Raw genomic sequence first — 18,956 nt, 5'->3', positions numbered from 1 at the left:
CCGGAAAGATGCTACAACACATCTCGCCCGCCCGCGGAATTTTGCGGTCTTCCGGTTAAACTTGCCCGCATGTCTTCCTCTTTCGACCCGGCTCCGTCGCCGAAAATCGTCATCGCCCCGGATTCGTTTAAGTCCACTGCTACTGCGCAGGAGGCTGCTGAATGGCTGGCAGAGGGTGTGACAAGCGTGATCCGCGATGCCCAAATCATCCTTGCCCCGATGGCCGACGGTGGCGAGGGCACGTCCGCGTTGTTTGAGGGGGAACGCATTTGCTTACCGACGACCACAGCAGACGGTCGCCTTACCGAAGCCGAATACACATTCCACGCCCCCTCCTCCACCGCCTATATCGATGTGTCTGCTGCTTCTGGGTTGCCCGCTGTGGAAAAGCCGGCCCCGCTGACCGGCGACACTTACGGCACCGGTGTGCTCATCGCTGATGCGGAGACCCGCGGCGCGAAACGTATCGTGCTTGGTCTCGGTGGCACCGCAACGGTCGATGGCGGTACCGGCATTCTGGTGGCGCTCGGTGTCAACCCCCTCGACGCTGCTGGCTATCAGCTAAAACCTGGCGGTGGCGCTTTGGAAAACCTTGCGGATTTCGACACTGCCAAAGTCAATGTCCCTGCTGGCGCTATGGAGTGGGTGCTGCTCACTGACACGTCTGCACCAGCAACAGGCCCGAACGGTGCAGCTCACGTGTTCGGCCCACAAAAGGGCGCGACCGCCGACGATGTTGAACTCTTGGACCGTGGCCTTGCTCGACTGTGCGAGGTCGCAGAGATCGACCCCACAACCCCGGGGCTTGGTGCGGCGGGCGGCGTGGGCATCGGCCTGACATGGCTTTCCACCATGCTGCACGGGACCGATTCCCACGTGCATATCGTGCCCGGCGCGCGCGTTGTCGCAGATTCCAACGGGCTGACTGAGCAGATCGATGGCGCTGCGTTGGTGATCACCGGCGAAGGTCGCTTCGATGGACAGACAGGCACCGGCAAGGTGGCGTCTGTGGTCGGCGATCTTGCTGCGGAAGCAGGTGCGGTATTCGCGATTGCTGCAGGGCGTTTCGACGAGCAGCCCGCCGACGGAACTCTCGCAGTGACGCTGCCCGAGATTGACGACGTCCGCGAGCAGCTCGTTCGCGCCGGTGCGGAGATTGCGGTCGCTTACCTCAACACTTCAACTGTCCAGGGATAGATCGACGGGGCCTCGAATTTGTCCTGGTCCTCGAGCGCCACGGGGTCGCGTGGCAGGTCGCGCTTGGGGGTCAGGATGCGTGAGAGCCCCATAGCGAGGCGGTTAATACTGTCCGCGCCTTCGGACTCGATGCGGTAGCGGTGGATTTCAGCGTCGTCTGCTGGCTCGCCGCGGTCGTGTTCATAGGTTTCGGCGAGCTGGGCGTGCACGGTGTCGTCGATACGCACTTGCTCCATAGTCACGCTGCCGGAGGTGAGCATCTCGCGGCGCACCAGGATGTCGAGGGCGCGCTGGAATGCGTCGCGTACCTCTGGAGCTGCCGCGGGTGGGACGAGGACGTCGAATTGAATGACAGACATGGGCATAAGGCTAGACGCTCGGGGCGGTAGGGTGTCGTTCATGTCTCACGCTGCTGTCAACCCGACGCCCGCGCAGCACACAGCGCTGCAACGTATGAAGGACGGCACGTTAAAGCAGGTCAATCCGTTCACCGGAACCCATGTGTGGACGGTGCCTGGCCGTGGCAACCGTCCGCTTCACCCCCAGCCGAACGAACCTGCAGCACTTGGCCCCGGCGCGCACACCGATACGTGTAATTTCTGCGCGGACCGCATGCTGCATACTCCCCCGGAGCGTTCGCGACTGGTGACTACCAGCACGGGTTTCGACATTCTGCGCAATGTCATGCCGGATGAACTCGATGCGACACAGGCCGACTTTCGGCGCGTGCCCAACCTGTTCGAGATCGTTTCTTACGACTACTGGCGCGAAAACTATGGTGCGGAAATGTCAAAAGATTGGCAGGAGCACATGGAGCGCTACCTGTCGGACCCGTCTGGCCGACACCACGTGTTGGATATTGTGCGCACGCGCTTGTCTGCGTCGGGTCAGGATCCGGATCTGCCGGACGAGCAACTGCTCAGCATCGCGCCTGCTTATTTTGGTGGTGGGCACGACGTCATCATTGCAAGGCGGCACTTTATCGACGACGCCCGCGACACCTCCGACCTCGCAGGCTCAGGCTCGCTCACTGCGGATGAGCATTACCAGTTCATCGCCTTCACCGTCGATTCGTTGCACGACCTCATCACTCACCACCGTCCCGCCCGCTATGTTGTGGTGTTTCAAAACTGGCTCGCCGCAGCCGGCGCGTCCTTTGAACACCTGCATAAGCAGTTGGTTGCTATCGACGAGCATGGCGTCAACGCTGAGTCCGAAATCGCCAAGTTGCAGCAGCACCCGAACATGTACAACGACTGGGGTGTGAACCCCGCTTTCGACAACAACCTGGTCATCGCGGAGAACGACCACGCCGTCCTAGTTGCCGGTGTGGGGCACCGCTACCCCACGATGACGGTGTATTCGAAGTCGGAAGCATGCGAGCCATGGCTGCACACTGACGACGAGGTCCGTGCCATGTCGGACCTGCTCCACGCCGCACACGCCGCGACCGGTACCCGTGTGGCCACGAACGAAGAGTGGCACTACAAACCACACGATGTCGAGGTGCCAATGCCGTGGCGTATCAATGTGAAGTGGCGCATCTCTACTGTTGCGGGTTTTGAGGGCGGCACGCAGATCTTCGTCAATACGCTTTCGCCCTTTGATGTCCACGACCGCGTCACCACGGAACTGGAGCGCTTGCGTGCCGTGGGAACGGTCGCGCCTAGTATCCGTATAGGCCAAGAATGCACGCCTAGGCCGAACGTGCTGCGCTATACCCAAGGTTTGGCCCCGAACGTAGAGAGGTAACGAGACTATGAGCAACATCGCCGACATCTTGGATACGTACCAGGTTGATGCAGCCTGGCAGCGCCGACTCTACGAGGAACTGCACGCTAACCCGGAGCTCTCCATGCACGAGGAGGAGACCTACCAGCGAATCCTGCATGAGTTGAAGCCGCTTGATTGCGAGGTTGTTGCCCCGATTGGCAAGTACGGCATCTGCGCAGTCTTTCGCAACGGTGAAGGCCCGACAGCGCTCTACCGAGCCGACTTTGATGGCCTTCCGGTCACGGAGCGCACCGGCGTACCGTTTGCTTCCCGCAAGGTGGTCACCACTGCGGATGGGCACACGACCGGCACGATGCACGCTTGCGGCCACGACATCCACACCACGGCTCTGCTGAGCTTGTGCCACGTCATGGACAACACGCGCGACCACTGGTCGGGCACGTTTATCGCATTGTTCCAGCCTGGCGAGGAGCTGGCTGCGGGCGCCCAAGACATGGCCGATGGCGGCCTGGCTGAGAAGGTGCCCACCCCGGACGTGGTGTTGGGCCTGCACGTGATGCCTGGTCGCGCTGGCGAGGTCATGTCCAAGCCCGGCCCGCAGTTCGCTGCTTGTGATTCGATCAGGGTGCACATTCCCGGCCGTTCGGCCCACGGTTCGATGCCGCACAACTCGGTGGATCCCACGTTTACTGCCGCGATGATTATCGCTCGTCTGCAGGCGATTGTGGGGCGTGAGGTCAATCCGGCGGATTTCGCGGTGGTCACCGTCGGCAGCATGAGTGCTGGGCGCGCGATCAATATCATTCCAGGGTCGGCGGAGTTGGTGCTCAACTGCCGTTTCTACGACGACAAGGTCAAGGCACGCGTGTATGCCGCCATCGAGCGTGTTGTCCATGCCGAGGTAGCTGCCTCGGGCGCGGAGGGCACGGCTGGCATCGAGTACTTTGCTCACGGCGAACTGTTGGACAACGACGAGGCGGTCTTTTCCGCAGTGCGCGCGAACTTCGATGCGGTGTTCGGTGAGGACTCGGTCACGTCGGATCCGAAGACGGTTTCCGAGGACTTCCCGATCATCGGTCAAACGTTTGGGGCGCCGTACCTCTTCTGGCTCATCGGTTGCACCCCGCGCGACGTGTGGGATCGTGCTGTCGAGGAGGATCGGGTTGCCGAGAATGTTCCGGTCAACCATATGCCGAACTTCCTGCCGGATTATGAGCCCACGATTTCTGCTGCCACACGCTCGGCCGCAGTTGCTGTCTTGACCTACCTAGCTGGCTAACTGGCGGTACGCTTGGGCGCCATGACGTTCTCCAAGCAGTCACCCGCATTTGAGCAGACGATCGCAGGCCATGTCCGTGGCTTTGCCGGCAAGTCGCCGCAAGCCGCGACAGTGAAGAAGTTTTGGACCGGCTTGTCGGCCGCTGTCGTTGAGCAGATCGCCGACGATTGGGATGAAACCCGCAACACCTACCGCAAGGCTCGTCGCGCTGCGTATTTCTCGGCGGAGTTTTTGCAGGGCCGTGCGCTGCTGAACAATCTGACAAACCTTGGGCTCGTCGATAAGGCTGAGGCGGTGACCCGCGAGTTGGGCCACGAGCTCTCCGACGTGTTGGAGGCAGAACACGACGCGGCACTGGGCAATGGCGGGCTCGGCCGCCTCGCCGCCTGCTTCTTGGATTCGGCAGCGACGCAGGACTATCCGCTGACCGGCTATGGCCTGCTGTACCGCTACGGGTTGTTCCGCCAGGAGTTCGAGGACGGCTTCCAGCGCGAGCACCCGGACCGTTGGAAGGAATCGTTCTACCCGTTTATCGTGCGTCGTGGCTCTGAGCAGCGCATTGTTCATTTCGACGACATGGATGTGCGCGCAATTCCGTACGACATGCCGATCACGGGTTACGGCACGAACAATGTGGGCACACTGCGTCTGTGGGACGCTTCCCCGATCGATGAGTTCGACTATGACGCGTTCAATTCTCAGCGCTTTGCCGACGCGATCCTTGAGCGCGAGGCTGTCCACGACATCACGCGTGTGCTCTACCCGAACGACACCACGTACGCCGGCAAGTTGCTGCGCGTGCGTCAGCAATACTTCTTCGTGTCTGCATCGTTGCAGGAACTTATCGACGACTACCGCGCCGCCCACGGCGACGACCTGCGCAACTTCCATAAGTACAACTCGATCCAGCTCAACGACACACACCCGGTGCTCGGCATTCCTGAGCTAATGCGTTTGCTTATGGACGAGCACGGACTCGGCTGGGACGACGCCTGGGAAGTCACCACCAACACGTTTGCCTACACCAACCACACGGTGCTGCAGGAGGCGCTGGAGACCTGGGAAGAGTCCATCTTCAAGCAGCTCTTCTGGCGCATCTGGGAGATTGTGGAAGAGATTGACCGCCGTTACCGCCTTGATATGGAGGCCCGCGGGGTGGATCCAGAAACGGCGCACCCCCACTCCCCGATCCACGACGGTCGCGTCCACATGGCATGGATCGCCTGCTACGCCTCCTATTCGGTCAATGGTGTGGCTGCGCTTCACACGGAGATCATCAAACGCGACACGCTCGGCTTCTGGCACGGGTTGTACCCGGAACGCTTTAACAACAAGACCAACGGTGTGACCCCTCGCCGTTGGCTGCGTATGTGCAACCCGCGCTTGTCCGAGCTGTTGGACCGTCTCGCGGGATCGGACGAGTGGGTCACCGACCTGTCCAAGCTGCAGGAACTGCGCCGCTTCGCGGACGACCCGGATATCATGCGCGAGCTGCGCGAGATCAAGGCAGCGAACAAACGTGACTTCGCCGGATGGATCAACGCCCGCCAGGGTGCGGTGATCGACCCAGACTCGATCTTTGACACCCAGATCAAGCGTCTGCATGAGTACAAGCGCCAGTTGATGAACGCCCTGTACATCCTGGATCTGTACTTCCGGATCACCAAGGATGGCGAGCACAACATTCCGAAGCGCACGTTCATCTTTGGTGCGAAGGCGGCCCCGGGTTACGTCACGGCGAAGGGCATCATCAAGCTCATCAACACCATCGCTGAGCTGGTGAATAATGACCCCGTGGCGTCTCAGTACATCCACGTGGTGTTCGTGGAGAACTACAATGTCTCCCCCGCCGAGCAGATCATCCCGGCAACGGATGTCTCTGAGCAGATTTCCACCGCTGGCAAAGAGGCCTCGGGCACATCGAACATGAAGTTCATGATGAATGGCGCGCTCACGCTGGGCACGATGGACGGGGCGAATGTGGAGATCGTCGATGCCGTCGGCGAGGACAATGCTTACATCTTCGGCGCCCGCGAGGAGGACCTGCCGGAGTTGAAGACGCACTACAACCCGCGCCAGGTTGCGGAGCAGACCCCAGGGCTCATGCGCGCACTCGATGCGCTTGTCGACGGCACCTTGGATGACCGTGGCACCGGAGCCTTCCACGACATTCGCGCATCGCTTCTCGACGACAACGGCTACGGCGAGCGCGACGTCTTCTACGTCTTAGGCGACTTCGCTGATTTCCGTGCGACTCGCGACCGTATGGCCGCTGACTACTACGCCGACCAGGACGAGTGGGCGCGGAAGTGCTGGATCAACATTTGCGAGTCTGGCCGATTCTCCTCCGACCGCACCATCCGCGACTACGCCGACGAGGTCTGGAAGATCAGCCCAACCCCGATCAACTAATCGCGCACCATGCGTTTGGTGGTGATCTTGTCCCGCTCATGGGTTTTCGACTCACCATCAAACGCAAAGCCTTGCTTGGTGTAGAAGGCCTGGGCGCGGTCGTTGAAGTCTGCCACCCAGAGAAATGCTGGTTCGCCGGGGTGGATGACGGCGTCGAGAAGCTTCGGCGCCACTCCGGTCCCTGCTGCGTCCTCGAGCAGGTACAGGTTGCGAAGTTCGGTGCGCTCGCCTGGGATGCCGTACGCCAACCCGATGATCTTTCCGTCAAACTCCGCGATTGCGACGCGGCCGTTCGGGTTGCGGAAGTACTCGACCCACTGTTGTTCGAGTGCTGCGTGATCGTCGAGGACGTCGTCGTCAATATGCCCCCGGAATGCTTGGGCACGGGAGCGGTAGTGCATGTCGGCAATGGCGATGGCGTCTTGTGCGCTTGCTTGTCGGATGCTGGCGTCCATGCGCGTCAACGCTATACGATTCCGAATCGATGATCCTGCTCATTGACAATTACGATTCATACACGTTCAACCTCGCCCACCTCATCGCCGAGGCTGCCGGCCGCGAACCACTCGTTGTGCCTGCTGGCGAGGGTGCTGACCTTCCACAGCGTGTGCGCGCCGGCGAGTTCAGCCACGTTGTGATCTCCCCCGGGCCAGGTACCCCCGAACGCGAGGAAGACTTTGGTACGTCCCGGCGCGTGATTGAGGCTGCCGCCGATTCCGGGGTCCCGCTGCTGGGCGTGTGTCTGGGACACCAGGGTCTGGCGATGCTCGCAGGGGCCTCCGTCACTCGTGCTCCGGAGCCTCGCCACGGGTTCGTTTCCACAATTACCCATTCCGGTGAGGGCATTTTCGCCGGTATTCCGCAGGGTTTTCAGGTGGTGCGCTACCACTCTCTGCACGTCGAGGAAATCCCCGGCGTCACCGTGCACGCTCGCAGCGAAGACGGCGTCATCCAGGCGCTCAAGGTCGATGGCGCTCCGCATTGGGGTGTGCAGTTCCACCCCGAATCGGTGCTGACTGAGCACGGCGCCGCGATCATGCGTAACTTCCTCGGCGGCTGGCGGTTGCTGCACCGCGAGGTGCCCGGCGCACTCGACTGCCAGCGCGTCTTCAACGCGATCAAGCGCGACGGCAACGATGCGTTTTTCCTCGATTCCGCCGACCCCCGCGGGCGTTTCTCCATCCTCGGCGACACCGCGGGCGCCCTGTCGCGCTCGTTTCGCTATTCGCTTGGTAGCGACCCCGATATCCTCCACACCCTCCAACACGAACTATCCGCCCCTCTCCACGACGCGCCTGACCTGCCCTTTACCGGCGGTGTCATTGGGTACCTCGGCTACGAGTGCGCGGAACTTACGCTCCCGATCACGCTGCGCCACCGCTCGCCGTACCCGGATGCTTACTTTGTGCGCCCGCAATCGTTCATCGTTTACGACCACGAGGCCGAAATCGCCCACTTGTGTGCACTCGCCGGCGACGGCACGGATGCACTCCTTGACCGCCTCGAGAAGGCCTTGGATGGGGCGGACGGTGCGCGGGGGTCGTCGATTAGCAATGGTTCCTGGAGCAACCCCGACTACCTCGACTGCATCGAGAAAGCACAGGACCTGCTGCGCGCCGGTGAGAGTTACGAGGTCTGCCTGACCGACACCTACACCGCCGAAGCAACCGGCGAGATCTATGCGCCGCTGCGTGAGCACAACCCCGCGCCATATGCCGCGCACCTCATCTTCGACGGTGTGGAAGTCGCCAGCGCCTCGCCCGAACGTTTCCTCACCGTGCGAGGCCGCGAGGTGGAGGCCAAGCCGATCAAGGGCACCATCGCCGCTGATCAGGACCCCGCATTGCTTCACGACGACAAAACCCGCGCCGAAAACCTCATGATCGTCGACCTGCTGCGCAACGATCTTTCCCGCGTCTGCGAACCCGGCAGCGTACAGGTCCCGGGTCTGATGCAGGTGGAGTCGTATGCCACCGTGCACCAACTGGTTTCCACCATCACCGGGCAGCTACGCGAGGGAGCCACTGCCGTCGACGCCATCCGTGCCACCTTCCCGCCCGGTTCCATGACCGGCGCACCGAAACTACGGACGTGCGAAATCATCGACCGGCTGGAAACCTCCCCGCGCGGCGTCTACTCGGGCGCGCTCGGCTACATCGGGTTCGACGGCCAAGCCGACCTGTCGGTGGTCATCCGCACCGCAGTACGCGCTGGCTCCACTGTGACAGTCGGTGCAGGTGGCGCGATCGTACTCGCCTCCGACCCTTCCGCTGAGCTCGCCGAGCGCAACCTGAAGGCCCAGTCCGTTTTAGGAGCGTGGGATGCGTAAGTACGCCTGGCACGGCGCGTTTGTTCCACGTGACTTCCTTGACGGCCCCATCGACGTCGCCGATTCTTGGCGCCACTCCTCCGGCCGCACCAACGGTCTAGGCCTGCATCTCGAGCGCTTCGCCCGCACCGCCGGCCCACTGCCCGACGGGTTCGTCGACGCAATGACGCCGCTGCTCAGCGACGGCGAACTCTTCCCCCGCATCGCGCTTTCCTCAGGGCTTTTGCTTCTCGACGTCCGCCTCGCCCCATCCCCTCGCCCCACCACGTCACTGACCTACGTGATTGCTTCAGACCCGCGCACCCAGCCCGAGGTGAAGGGGCCCGACTTCGGCTCTCTGCGGACCTATCGCGACCGGTATCAGGTGGCGGGAACGGACGACACGGTGGTCGTCGATAAGCATGGCGCCATGCTGGAAACAACCACCGGCGCGCTGGTGATGTGGGACGGCGACACGCTGTGCATCCCCGACGGCGTGTGGCTGCCGAGTGTCACACTGCACCAGGTTGTCGCGCGCGCCGAGAAGTTAGATATGCGGGTGGAGCGCCGTCAGCTCAAACCCGAACTCGCCGCCAAGCACCCGTTGTGGTTCCTCAACTCGCTCCACGGCATTAGCCCCGTCAGCGAACTGCATGTAGGCGGCGATGTGATCACTCCGCCGGTCCACCCAAGTTTCAACGAGTGGCGCGACTGGTGGTGGGGCGGCTTTACACACGAATGGCACATCGAGGCATAGCGAAACACCGTGGGTCCCCAGGACTATGCCGCTGCATAATCTCTACAACCGCCAACACGCTATGCCGCTGCATAGCGTCGCACCACAGGCACAACCGAAACCCAGCGAGCCCCCGGGACTATGCCGACCGCTCGGCGAGCACGCGCCCTGTTGCGGTGTCGCACTTTGCGAGCTCTGACGGGGTGCCCGAAGCCACAACTTGTCCGCCGTCGGCGCCAGCGCCGGGGCCCATCTCGATGACACGGTCCGCCTGCGCGATCACGGAGACGTCATGCTCGACCACGATCACGGTTTGGCCCGCTTCGACGAGGCTGTTGAGTTCCTTGACTAGCAGTGAGATGTCGGCGGGATGCAGGCCGGTGGTGGGCTCGTCGAGGAGGTACACGGTGTGGCCCCGGCGCGAGTTGCGGGAGCGCTGCAACTCGGTGGCGAGTTTGATGCGCTGTGCCTCGCCACCGGACAGTTCGGGCGCGCCCTGGCCGAGGCGCAGGTACCCCAGCCCCACGGCTTGCAGAGTTTCGACGGCGCGCAGGATCTTCGGTTCGTCGGCGAATACGTCCGCGGCTTCGTCGACGGTCAACTCCAGCACGTCCGCAACGCTGAGTCCTTCCCAGGTCACTTCGAGGGTTTCGTCGTTGTAGCGTGCACCGCCGCAGTCGGGGCAGGTGGTGTACGAGCCGGGCAGGAACACTAGCTCGACTTCGATCTTGCCGGCGCCGCCGCAGGTCGGGCACTGTCCTTGCTTGACGTTGTAGGAAAAGCGCGACACGCTCCATTTGCGTCGCTTTGCTTCGTCGGTTGCGGCGAAGAGTTTGCGCACGCCGTCGAAGAGTCCGGTGTAGGTGGCCAGGGTTGACCGCGGGGTGCGCCCGATCGGCTTTTGGGTAATTTGCACGACGCGGGTGACAGCGTCAAAGCCATCATGCTTATCGACGCCCCACTCGCCCTCCTGTCCCACCTCATCGTCTTCATCAACAACGGTAGAGGCGGCGTCGCGAAGGACACCGGCGAGAACGGTGCTGACCAGCGTCGACTTGCCTGAACCAGACACACCAGCCACGGCGGTGAACTGCCCCATCCCAAACGACACATCCAGGCCGTCGATGGAGCGGGCCGAGACACCGGACAGGGAAAGTTCGCCGGTGGCGGCGCGGGGGTCGTCGTTAAGCGAGAGCTTGCGGTTGGCAAGCGCGCGGGCAGTTGGCGCATCGCCGGAGTATTCGCTGGTGGGGCCGGAATAGACCACTTCGCCGCCGCGCTCACCCGCGAGCGGCCCGACGTCGACGAGCCAGTCAGTCTGGGCAACGAGTTCCATGTCGTGTTCCACCAAGAGAACGGAATTGCCTGCGTCGATGAATCGGCGGCAAATATCCAGCACCGCACCACGCTCGGATGGGTGCAGGCCGGCGGACGGCTCGTCAAGCACATACGCCACGCCGAACAGGCCGGAGCGCAACTGCGAGGACAAACGGATGCGCTGCAACTCACCCGCGGACAACGTGGGCGCGGGCCGATCCAGGCTCAAGTGCGCAAGGCCCAAGTCGAGTGCGGACTGCACCGCGGGCAAAATCTGTTTGAGCAGCAAGTCTTCGGCGGAGCCCTCCGAGGGCTTCTGTGCCGCGAGTACCTCATAGACACGGTCGAGAGGCAAGGCGCCGAGCTCGTCGATGGGCATGCCAGCATAGGTAACCTTGAGTGCTTCCGGGTTGAGGCGACGGCCGTGGCAGGTCTCGCAGACGCGTGACTCCATGTAGGACAGCACGCGTTTGCGCAGGGTATCGGACTGTGTTTCGGCGAGTGTATTGGTCAGATACGACGCCACAGATCGCCAGGTGCCTTTGTAGTTTCGCTGGATCTGGTCCTCACCGCGCAAGGGTTTCACGGTCACCACGGGGCGCTCGTCGGTGAACAGGATCCAGTCGCGGTCCTTCTTCGGCAGATCCTGCCAGGGTGAATCGAGGTCGTAGCCCAGCGTCTGCAAAATGTCGTGGAAGTTCTTACCTGCCCACGCGCCGGGCCAGGCTTGGATCGCACCCTCCTCGATAGATAGCGTCGGGTCCGGCACCATCGACTCTTCGGTTGGCTCGTGCACGACACCTGTGCCCTGGCACGTCGGGCACATGCCTTCCGGCGTGTTGGGCGAAAACGAGTCGGAGTACAGCCCCTTCGGGTTATCGCCAGCGCGCGAGTACAGCAGACGAATGCTGTTGGACAGCGCCGAGACCGTCCCCACCGTCGAGCGCGCCCCGCCCCCGGAGGGGGACTGTTCGAGCGCCACGGTCGGCGGCAGTCCCTCAACCGCGCCGACCTGCGGGTCTACTGCAGAACCAATCAGGCGACGCGCAAACGGCGCCACCGATTCAAGGTAGCGCCGTTGTCCCTCCCCGTGGATGGTGCCGAACGCCAGCGACGACTTGCCGGAGCCTGACACCCCTGTCACCGCAACGAGAGTGCCGCGTGGGATATCCACGTCCACGTTGCGCAGGTTGTGTAGGTGGGCATCGCGTACTTGGATTCCAGCATGTGTTTCAGGCATGCCCACCAGGGTAACGCGTTAGGGGTTTCGCGTGTCCTCGCCGAGTTGGTGCACGAGGATCGTGTTGGTAGTGCCCGCAACTCCTGGCGGGGTGCCCGCGACGACCACCATGGTGTCGCCTTCGTGGTACTGGTCCATGGCCAGCAATTGCTTGTCCACAACCTTGACCATCTCGTCGGTGCTGTTGACCTCATCGCACAGGAACGTCTCCGCACCCCAGGTCATGGCCAATTGCGAACGCACCTGCTGCACCGGTGTGAACACGAGCAGTGGCAGGTCCGGGTGCAGACGCGCCACGCGGCGTGCAGTATCGCCGGAGGTCGTAAACGTGACAATCGCACGTGCGTTAAGTCGCTGCGCAATGTCGTTAGCCGAGTAGGACACCACGCCACGCTTGGTGCGCGGAATGTGGTTCAGCGGCGGGACGTTGCCCATCGTTTCAGCAGAGCGGACGATGCGGCTCATGGTGCGCACCACGTTGTGCGGGTCCACACCCACGGATGTCTCGCCGGACAGCATCACGGCGTCCGCGCCGTCGAGCACAGCGTTGGCTACGTCGGAGGCCTCCGCACGGGTGGGGCGGGAGTTCTCAATCATCGAATCGAGCATCTGCGTTGCGACGATCACCGGCTTCGCATTCTCACGCGCGATCTGAATCACACGCTTCTGCACAGCCGGCACCTGCTCGAGCGGGATCTCCACACCCAGGTCACCACGAGCGACCATCACGGCGTCGAACGCAAGGATGATGGATTCCAGAGCGTCGACTGCCTCGGGCTTTTCCAGCTTTGCGACGACCGGAACGCGCCGGCCCACCTCATCCATGATCTCGTGCACGAGATCGACATCAGACGGCGAACGGACGAACGACAACGCAATAATGTCCACGCCGAGCTTCAGCGCGAACCGCAGATCTTCCTTGTCCTTCTCGCTCAGTGCAGGCACGGAGATGTCCATACCGGGAAGCGACACGCCCTTGTTGTTCGACACCGGGCCGCCTTCGGTGACGCGGCAGACCACGTCGTTGCCGTCGATGTCGGTGCAGACGAGGCCGACCTTGCCGTCGTCGACAAGCAAACGGTCCCCCGGCTTCGCATCCTTGGCCAGCTGCTTGTACGTCGTAGACACACGGTCGTGCGTACCTACAACATCGTCGACGGTGATGCGGACGGTTTCGCCCGTCTCCCAGTAGGTTTTGCCGTCGCCTTCAAAGCGGCCAAGGCGAATCTTCGGGCCCTGCAAGTCCGCCAAAATGCCGACCGCATGGCCGGTCTCATCAGTGGCTTCGCGCACCCAACGGTAATTCTGCTCGTGATCCGGGTAATCGCCGTGCGAAAAGTTCAGGCGCGCGACATCCATGCCGTCGCGCACGAGTCCTAAGATCGCATCCTTGCTGGCCACAGCGGGACCGAGCGTACAAACGATCTTCGTTTTCCTATCCACGTTTTCCAACCTCACCTTCGTAGGCTTCTCGCGTGTCTTCCACCGCAACACGGTACTCCGGATTGTCCTCTTCTGCCGTGGACGGTGCGTTGTAATCCGGATCGACCTCTTCCGGGGTCTCGCGCCCCTTCGGTGTGCGCATGAACATCACCACCGCGATGATGAACAAGATTGCGGTCATCCAGGTGTTGACGCGCAGGCCGAGGATGAGCGTGGCTTCGTCGCTACGCATCAGCTCGATGAAGAACCGGCCAAGGGTATAACCCGCGACATAGAGCCAAAACACGCTGCCATGGCCAAGGCGCCGGCGGCGGTCAATCCAGATGAGCAGGAAGAACACCGCAACGTTCCAGATCAGCTCGTAGAGGAACGTCGGGTGCACGCTCGCGATCACCTCACCGGTGGACCGGCCGGTCAGCGGCGCGAACTCCCCCGCCTCGTTGACGCGGTAGTAAATATCCAGCGCCCACGGCACATTGGTTTCGGCCCCATAGAGCTCCTGGTTGAAGTAATTGCCCAACCGGCCGATGCCTTGGGCAAGAATCACCGTCGGCGCAACTGCATCCGCAAGTGGCGCGAACGGAAGGCCCTTGCGGCGCATCATCACCCACACGCACAGGGTTCCCAGCGCGACTGCGCCGATGATGCCCAACCCACCCGAGGTGATGTCGAAGGCCTTCCACGGGTTCTTGCCCTCACCGAAGTACTTATCGTAATCCGTGATCACGTGGTAAAGGCGCCCGCCGATAATGCCGGTCGGGATAATTACAATTGCCGCGTCCCACACCGTTTCAGGGTTTCCACCGCGCGCCTTGTAGCGACGCAGGGAAATCAACAGCGCGACAACAATGCCCGCCATGATGCACAGCGCATAGGCACGAATCGGAATCGGTCCGAGCTGCCACACCCCCTGCGGCGGGGAAGGAATGTTTGCCAGAAGTGTTGTTTGCACGCCCAACAGTGTGCCAGTTTAATTCCGCGATGGACAGGCTGGGTGCTGTCCCGCGGCCGCCAAAGAGCGGGTTGCCTCGTACACATCGCCAGACGCCATCACAGCCTCCGCTGCCAACACGGCATCCGCACCACACGCGGCGGCGTCCATCAGGTCACGCGGAGTGGTCACACCACCCAGGCTGATCTTGATCACTTCGGTGGGAAGCCCCGGCGCGATATCCGCAAAGGCGTTGCGGTTGAGGTCGTTGGTGTCAAAGGTCCAGGAGTTCACCGCGATCACACTCACGCCGGCCTTAAGGGCCCGATCCGCCTCCGCTGGCGTGCGCACCTCGGCCACACCGACCATGCCCAGCGATTCCACTCGGTCCAGCAGTGCCTCCAGGCGCGGCTGTTCGAGGATGCCTACCTGCAGCGGGAGCATGTCGGCGCCGTAGCAGCGGGCCTCGTGGATCTGGTACGGGTCGACGATGACATCGCGACACACCATCGGCAGGCTTACGGCTGCGCGGGCGTTGGCCAGATCTGCCAGGGAGCCGTCGAAACGCAGCCGCTCTGTCTGGCAAGCGATGAGGTGGGCGCCACCGCGCTCGATGTCTTGGGCAACCGACTCGATCGAGCGTCTGCCTACCGCGGTTGGGCCAAAAACTGGCGAGTTGCGTTTGATCTCCACGATGACCCCGCAGCCGTGGCGCAAAAGTGCTGCTTTAGCATCGCGGGTTGGGGGCATGTCGCGCGAGCGGGCCTTGATTTCCTGGAACGGCACGACCGCTTCGCGTTTTTCGACATCACGGAGCACACCAGCGACAACGTTTGATACTGCGCTCGGTGCCGACATGCGCCTACCTCCAGGTGATACGGCCTATAGCGCTATAGGTTAGCGGTTGCCCTGCGTAGGACGAAAATCCTCGTCACCAGTTTCGGTCGGGTCGATATCCGCGTCGAGCGCATCCCACATCACGCGTCCGGAATCCGGCTCCTCTTTCAGGTCGTGACGGATGGTTTCTTTGCGCACAGCTTCCTTCTCGTATTTGTGTTGCTTCGGCGCATCCTCGCCAGGCTTGACGACGAGCATCGCACCGCCAATCACCCCCAGCACACATCCCACGATCGTGAGTACTGGGCCTACCACAGCAACGTCGGCGGCGGTGATCTCCGCCCAGTTCGCAATAGCAGCGGAGGACGTATCCGTGGCTGCCTGTTCCGCCCCTGCCGTCAAGATGGCGTGGATACGCTCATGGTCAGCACCACGCGCCAGAAGCGCTGCTGCTGGGATGACAGCAGCAGCGGCGGCGAGCGCGCAAATTCCGCCAACGACACGACGACCGACCTTGCGCAACGCAAACGCGGCAATCGCACCGGCGAGCAGCAGCACCGCCACTGCGGTGATCTCGGTGGACCACTCCGCGCCGGTGATGGTTGCTACACCTTCGCCGGAGAGGTCGTCGTTGTACTTCGCGGTCACCCAGTCCATGCGGGAAAAGCCCCACATCACCGCACCCGCCACACCGAGCAGCAGTGCACCGGTTTTGTTCTTCTTCATCTGAAGCGTCCTTCCGCTACTTTGCAACCATCTGGATCGCATCGAGCACAGTACGATGCGCATGCGGTGTACCGATAACCACACCGGCGGTGGTCGAAGTCCATTCCGAACCATCAAACGCGCTTGCGTTCGCCCCTGCACTGCGTGCCAACAACACACCAGCTGCGTTATCCCAGATGTGCGGGGAAAAACTGACCGCAGCCTGGTAGATCCCCTGCGCGACGAAGGCCAGGTCAACGCCGACCGATCCGCTGATGCGCGGCCGCAGGTGCGAATCCGTGAGTGCGCCTGCCAAGTCGAGACGGAACGATGCTGGGTATCGCTGCCTATCCGCCGAGGCCAACGAGCCAATCCCCACCTGCTCCGCAGCGGAAGTCAGCGCACCAACCGGTGGCAAGGCGTTGCCGTTGAGGTGCACGGGCTCGCCATCGACCGCGGTGAGGCGCATGTTCAGCAGCGGCGCATCGGTAATCGCTGCGACCGGTTTTCCACCAAGCAGCAGCGTGCACAGGATGGCGCAGTTCGGATTGCCGGACGAGTAGTTCGACGTACCGTCGATCGGGTCAACAACCCAGCACGCCTCCGGATCAAACGACCCGCCTTGTTCCTCGCCGTACACCGCAATGCCAGTCGTGTCCGTCAGACGCTTGCGCAACAGCTTCTCAATGATCAGATCAGCCTCTGTGGCAAAGTCGCCGGCCCCCTTGCGCAGTGCAGGAGCAGCCCCCACTTTGTCGACGAATACCTCACGCGCCTCATCAACCGCGCACAATGCAGCATCAAGCAGCTCCGCCGGCTTATGCATGAGACACCTCCGGCTGCAGCTGCTGCACCCAGTTGCCCAGCACGCTCACACCAACCTCACCGGACATGGCTGGGTCGAACGCCATCGCCCACAATGGCCCATTTTCTACAGCGGCAAGGATGCGCTCGCCGTTGATGTCTGCCCAAGACAGTTTCGGGTAGGCGATGAAGTCATCCTCTGCCAACGGGAACGACTTCACGGCTTGTGGCGCGTCGAAGAACACGTCTCCAACAATTCCGGCCAGCAGCTTCGAACCATCTGCCGCCACGACGGGGTACTCCCCCGCTTCAAATGCTGCCTCCACAACTTGGCCCGGCCACTCCCCAAGGCCTGGTGTGGTGCGGCTGCCGGTCACGGCGTCGTCGAAAAGCACGTGCATTCCAGTGCCGACCGCAAGCAGTGCCCTACCCCCTGCCAGACGCTGGCCTACGATGCGATCCCCTTTGATGCGCTTGATCGCCGCAGCAGCGTCTGCAAACGATGCCCCACCAGGCAGGACAAGACCGCTTGCCTGCACAGCCTTGTCGGGGTCAGTGGTGGCAAAAGCATCAGCACCTGCATTCACCAAAGCACTGACAAGGCTGGTGGTGGTCTCACTGCCGAGGTAATCAAGTACCGCGACTGTCGGGCTTGCCGGGGTGTTCGTCATGGTTGCGTAGTGTATCCGCTCCCCCGATTACTGGTTCTTCGGCTGCTTCTTATTCTTCGACGGATAACGACGCGGCGCCTGCACAGCCTTCAAACGAGCCGACAGATTGTTAACTTCCACCACACGGTGACGGCCCAACTGACGGTCAAGCAACGTGACAATCAGCCCAATCGCGATGACACTGGAGGCGATGCCAAACATCGGCGCGAACGCCATCGTGGCAATGAGCATGCCGTAGAAGGTAGAACCCAGGCCCGTCCCGCCGTCGAAAGCAATGTTCCAGATAGCAGAAGCTTCCGAGGTCTTCGAGCGCGGCAGGCGGTAGAACATCATGGTCAGTGCCTCGTTTTGCACCGCGCCGAAGCCTGCGCCGTAACACAGGGCGGCCAGCAGCATGGTCCAAACCGGTAGCTCAAGCGCCAAGATGGCTGCCATGAGCAACACGCCGAGTGCACAAAGGACCTGGCATGGGATGAGCACGGTGCCGGGCTGCCCACGACGGTCCATGATCTTGCCTGCCGTGTAGCGCGAGATCATCGACGCAAAGCTCATCACGCCGAGCATTACGCCGCCCATCGCGGCACCCGTGGCCGGGTCGAGATCACGCATGGAGACCGGCAAGAAGTTCGTGATCGCACCGTAAGCAGTGGTCACAAACATCAACGCGAGTGCCGGCACGAGCACCAGATGCCACATGGGCACATGGACCATGTTTGTGGTCTCTGGCTCGGGATCCGGTGGTGGAATAGCAGGGATCGCCGCACAGGCAATGAGCGAGATGCCACCGATCGATGCCGCGATAATATACACGGCGTCGTACCCGATCCTGTCCACCAGGGCTAAGCCCGATGGCAGCGCAATCATCTGAGCAAGGCCGACAACACCGCCGAAAATTCCCGTGGCACTGCCGAGCAGGCGCAGCGGTACCAGCTCCGCGATAATCGCCGCTTCAGCCACGGACAATGCACCGAAGCCGATGCCACGAATCGCACTAACCGTCAGCAGCGGCGCTGCATCCATGCCGATGATGTACCCCAACGCCGGGATACCCAGAAGCATTGAGGCCACTGCCATGATGATGCTGTAGCCGAACCTCCGCAGAGCCCACGGTGTACAAACTTGTGTGAGCACTGTTGCCAGCATGAACACACCAGTGGACAGCCCGGCAAGGGATGCAGACTGTCCGGCATCGATGACGGCTGTGGGCACTACCGGCAACAGAAGCGACCAGGCGGCGAAGGCGGATGCAACGGCGACGAGCACCGGGATCAAACCACGGGCCCGCCACACATTGGTTAGCGAATCAACCTCGTCGCGGGTAAGGGGCCGAACTCCGAACATC

At 62.2% G+C, this 18,956-nt stretch carries 16 protein-coding genes; 6 read left to right on the top strand and 10 right to left on the bottom strand.

Annotated elements, in window-relative coordinates; all coding sequences use genetic code 11:
* Nucleotides 1-69: 69 nt before the first annotated feature.
* Nucleotides 70-1,197 (top strand): glycerate kinase, encoded by a 1,128-nt coding sequence (locus HMPREF3120_RS03950; protein WP_070450956.1) that lies wholly within the window; start codon nucleotides 70-72, stop codon nucleotides 1,195-1,197.
* Here HMPREF3120_RS03950 and HMPREF3120_RS03945 read toward each other — a convergent pair.
* A complete protein-coding gene (locus tag HMPREF3120_RS03945; protein WP_070422386.1) occupies nucleotides 1,167-1,556 on the bottom strand; it encodes a hypothetical protein in 390 nt (129 codons plus the stop codon). The genes HMPREF3120_RS03950 and HMPREF3120_RS03945 overlap by 31 nt on opposite strands.
* Nucleotides 1,557-1,596: 40 nt before the next feature.
* On the opposite strand from HMPREF3120_RS03945, the gene HMPREF3120_RS03940 reads away from it, so the two are divergent.
* From HMPREF3120_RS03940 to HMPREF3120_RS03930, 3 genes are read left to right on the top strand one after another with little or no spacing between them, the layout of a single operon-like run.
* Nucleotides 1,597-2,949 (top strand): DUF4921 family protein, encoded by a 1,353-nt coding sequence (locus HMPREF3120_RS03940; RefSeq protein WP_246815408.1) that lies wholly within the window; start codon nucleotides 1,597-1,599, stop codon nucleotides 2,947-2,949.
* A gap of 7 nt (nucleotides 2,950-2,956) precedes the next feature.
* Nucleotides 2,957-4,210, top strand: a complete 1,254-nt coding sequence (locus tag HMPREF3120_RS03935) for an amidohydrolase (RefSeq protein ID WP_070450954.1) — start codon at nucleotides 2,957-2,959, stop codon at nucleotides 4,208-4,210.
* A 21-nt stretch (nucleotides 4,211-4,231) separates the two neighbouring features.
* Nucleotides 4,232-6,622, top strand: a complete 2,391-nt coding sequence (locus HMPREF3120_RS03930) for a glycogen/starch/alpha-glucan phosphorylase (RefSeq protein ID WP_070450951.1) — start codon at nucleotides 4,232-4,234, stop codon at nucleotides 6,620-6,622.
* Here HMPREF3120_RS03930 and HMPREF3120_RS03925 read toward each other — a convergent pair.
* A complete protein-coding gene (locus tag HMPREF3120_RS03925; RefSeq protein WP_070450949.1) occupies nucleotides 6,619-7,077 on the bottom strand; it encodes a GNAT family N-acetyltransferase in 459 nt (152 codons plus the stop codon). The two genes, HMPREF3120_RS03930 and HMPREF3120_RS03925, sit on opposite strands and share 4 nt — an antisense overlap.
* Nucleotides 7,078-7,106: 29 nt before the next feature.
* Here HMPREF3120_RS03925 and HMPREF3120_RS03920 point away from each other — a divergent pair, with 29 nt between their 5' ends.
* Nucleotides 7,107-8,951: a chorismate-binding protein gene (locus HMPREF3120_RS03920; protein WP_070450947.1), complete on the top strand. Its 1,845-nt coding sequence runs from the start codon at nucleotides 7,107-7,109 to the stop codon at nucleotides 8,949-8,951.
* Entirely contained in the window at nucleotides 8,944-9,687 is a 744-nt protein-coding gene (locus HMPREF3120_RS03915; RefSeq protein WP_070450945.1) for an aminotransferase class IV, read from the top strand. Before HMPREF3120_RS03920 ends, HMPREF3120_RS03915 begins: the two co-directional genes overlap by 8 nt.
* Before the next feature lie 118 nt (nucleotides 9,688-9,805).
* On the opposite strand, the gene HMPREF3120_RS03910 is transcribed toward HMPREF3120_RS03915, so the two are convergent.
* Genes HMPREF3120_RS03910 through HMPREF3120_RS03875 form a run of 8 tightly spaced genes read right to left on the bottom strand, consistent with a single transcriptional unit; the run spans nucleotide 9,806 to nucleotide 18,955 of the window.
* Nucleotides 9,806-12,223 (bottom strand): excinuclease ABC subunit UvrA, encoded by a 2,418-nt coding sequence (locus tag HMPREF3120_RS03910; protein WP_070450943.1) that lies wholly within the window; start codon nucleotides 12,221-12,223, stop codon nucleotides 9,806-9,808.
* Between the two features lie 18 nt (nucleotides 12,224-12,241).
* Nucleotides 12,242-13,666 (bottom strand): pyruvate kinase, encoded by a 1,425-nt coding sequence (pyk, locus tag HMPREF3120_RS03905; RefSeq protein WP_070450941.1) that lies wholly within the window; start codon nucleotides 13,664-13,666, stop codon nucleotides 12,242-12,244.
* The gene (lgt, locus tag HMPREF3120_RS03900) at nucleotides 13,659-14,618 is read right to left on the bottom strand and encodes a prolipoprotein diacylglyceryl transferase (RefSeq protein WP_070451059.1); all 960 of its coding nucleotides are present in this window, start codon (nucleotides 14,616-14,618) and stop codon (nucleotides 13,659-13,661) included. The genes pyk and lgt overlap by 8 nt, the downstream gene beginning before the upstream one ends.
* 18 nt (nucleotides 14,619-14,636) lie before the next feature.
* Nucleotides 14,637-15,455: an indole-3-glycerol phosphate synthase TrpC gene (locus HMPREF3120_RS03895; RefSeq protein WP_070422231.1), complete on the bottom strand. Its 819-nt coding sequence runs from the start codon at nucleotides 15,453-15,455 to the stop codon at nucleotides 14,637-14,639.
* Between the two features lie 39 nt (nucleotides 15,456-15,494).
* The gene (locus HMPREF3120_RS03890; RefSeq protein WP_070450939.1) at nucleotides 15,495-16,160 is read right to left on the bottom strand and encodes a TIGR02234 family membrane protein; all 666 of its coding nucleotides are present in this window, start codon (nucleotides 16,158-16,160) and stop codon (nucleotides 15,495-15,497) included.
* A 16-nt stretch (nucleotides 16,161-16,176) separates the two neighbouring features.
* Nucleotides 16,177-16,965: an inositol monophosphatase family protein gene (locus HMPREF3120_RS03885; RefSeq protein ID WP_070450937.1), complete on the bottom strand. Its 789-nt coding sequence runs from the start codon at nucleotides 16,963-16,965 to the stop codon at nucleotides 16,177-16,179.
* Entirely contained in the window at nucleotides 16,958-17,614 is a 657-nt protein-coding gene (locus HMPREF3120_RS03880; protein ID WP_070422228.1) for a type 1 glutamine amidotransferase family protein, read from the bottom strand. The genes HMPREF3120_RS03885 and HMPREF3120_RS03880 overlap by 8 nt, the downstream gene beginning before the upstream one ends.
* A gap of 27 nt (nucleotides 17,615-17,641) precedes the next feature.
* The gene (locus HMPREF3120_RS03875; protein ID WP_070450935.1) at nucleotides 17,642-18,955 is read right to left on the bottom strand and encodes an MFS transporter; all 1,314 of its coding nucleotides are present in this window, start codon (nucleotides 18,953-18,955) and stop codon (nucleotides 17,642-17,644) included.
* Between the last annotated feature and the right edge of the window lies 1 nt (nucleotide 18,956).

This window comes from Corynebacterium sp. HMSC11D10 (assembly GCF_001806995.1).
GTDB classification, from domain to species: Bacteria; Actinomycetota; Actinomycetes; order Mycobacteriales; family Mycobacteriaceae; genus Corynebacterium; species Corynebacterium coyleae.
This window is presented reverse-complemented; position numbering and strand designations above follow the sequence as displayed.

Coding starts and splice junctions, on each gene's coding strand:
- HMPREF3120_RS03950 (WP_070450956.1), top strand. CDS start 70: ATGTCTTCCTCTTTCGACCCGGCTCCGTCGCCGAAAATCGTCATCGCC.
- HMPREF3120_RS03945 (WP_070422386.1), bottom strand. CDS start 1,556: ATGTCTGTCATTCAATTCGACGTCCTCGTCCCACCCGCGGCAGCTCCA.
- HMPREF3120_RS03940 (WP_246815408.1), top strand. CDS start 1,597: ATGTCTCACGCTGCTGTCAACCCGACGCCCGCGCAGCACACAGCGCTG.
- HMPREF3120_RS03935 (WP_070450954.1), top strand. CDS start 2,957: ATGAGCAACATCGCCGACATCTTGGATACGTACCAGGTTGATGCAGCC.
- HMPREF3120_RS03930 (WP_070450951.1), top strand. CDS start 4,232: ATGACGTTCTCCAAGCAGTCACCCGCATTTGAGCAGACGATCGCAGGC.
- HMPREF3120_RS03925 (WP_070450949.1), bottom strand. CDS start 7,077: ATGGACGCCAGCATCCGACAAGCAAGCGCACAAGACGCCATCGCCATT.
- HMPREF3120_RS03920 (WP_070450947.1), top strand. CDS start 7,107: ATGATCCTGCTCATTGACAATTACGATTCATACACGTTCAACCTCGCC.
- HMPREF3120_RS03915 (WP_070450945.1), top strand. CDS start 8,944: ATGCGTAAGTACGCCTGGCACGGCGCGTTTGTTCCACGTGACTTCCTT.
- HMPREF3120_RS03910 (WP_070450943.1), bottom strand. CDS start 12,223: ATGCCTGAAACACATGCTGGAATCCAAGTACGCGATGCCCACCTACAC.
- HMPREF3120_RS03895 (WP_070422231.1), bottom strand. CDS start 15,455: ATGTCGGCACCGAGCGCAGTATCAAACGTTGTCGCTGGTGTGCTCCGT.
- HMPREF3120_RS03890 (WP_070450939.1), bottom strand. CDS start 16,160: ATGAAGAAGAACAAAACCGGTGCACTGCTGCTCGGTGTGGCGGGTGCG.
- HMPREF3120_RS03885 (WP_070450937.1), bottom strand. CDS start 16,965: ATGCATAAGCCGGCGGAGCTGCTTGATGCTGCATTGTGCGCGGTTGAT.
- HMPREF3120_RS03880 (WP_070422228.1), bottom strand. CDS start 17,614: ATGACGAACACCCCGGCAAGCCCGACAGTCGCGGTACTTGATTACCTC.
- HMPREF3120_RS03875 (WP_070450935.1), bottom strand. CDS start 18,955: ATGTTCGGAGTTCGGCCCCTTACCCGCGACGAGGTTGATTCGCTAACC.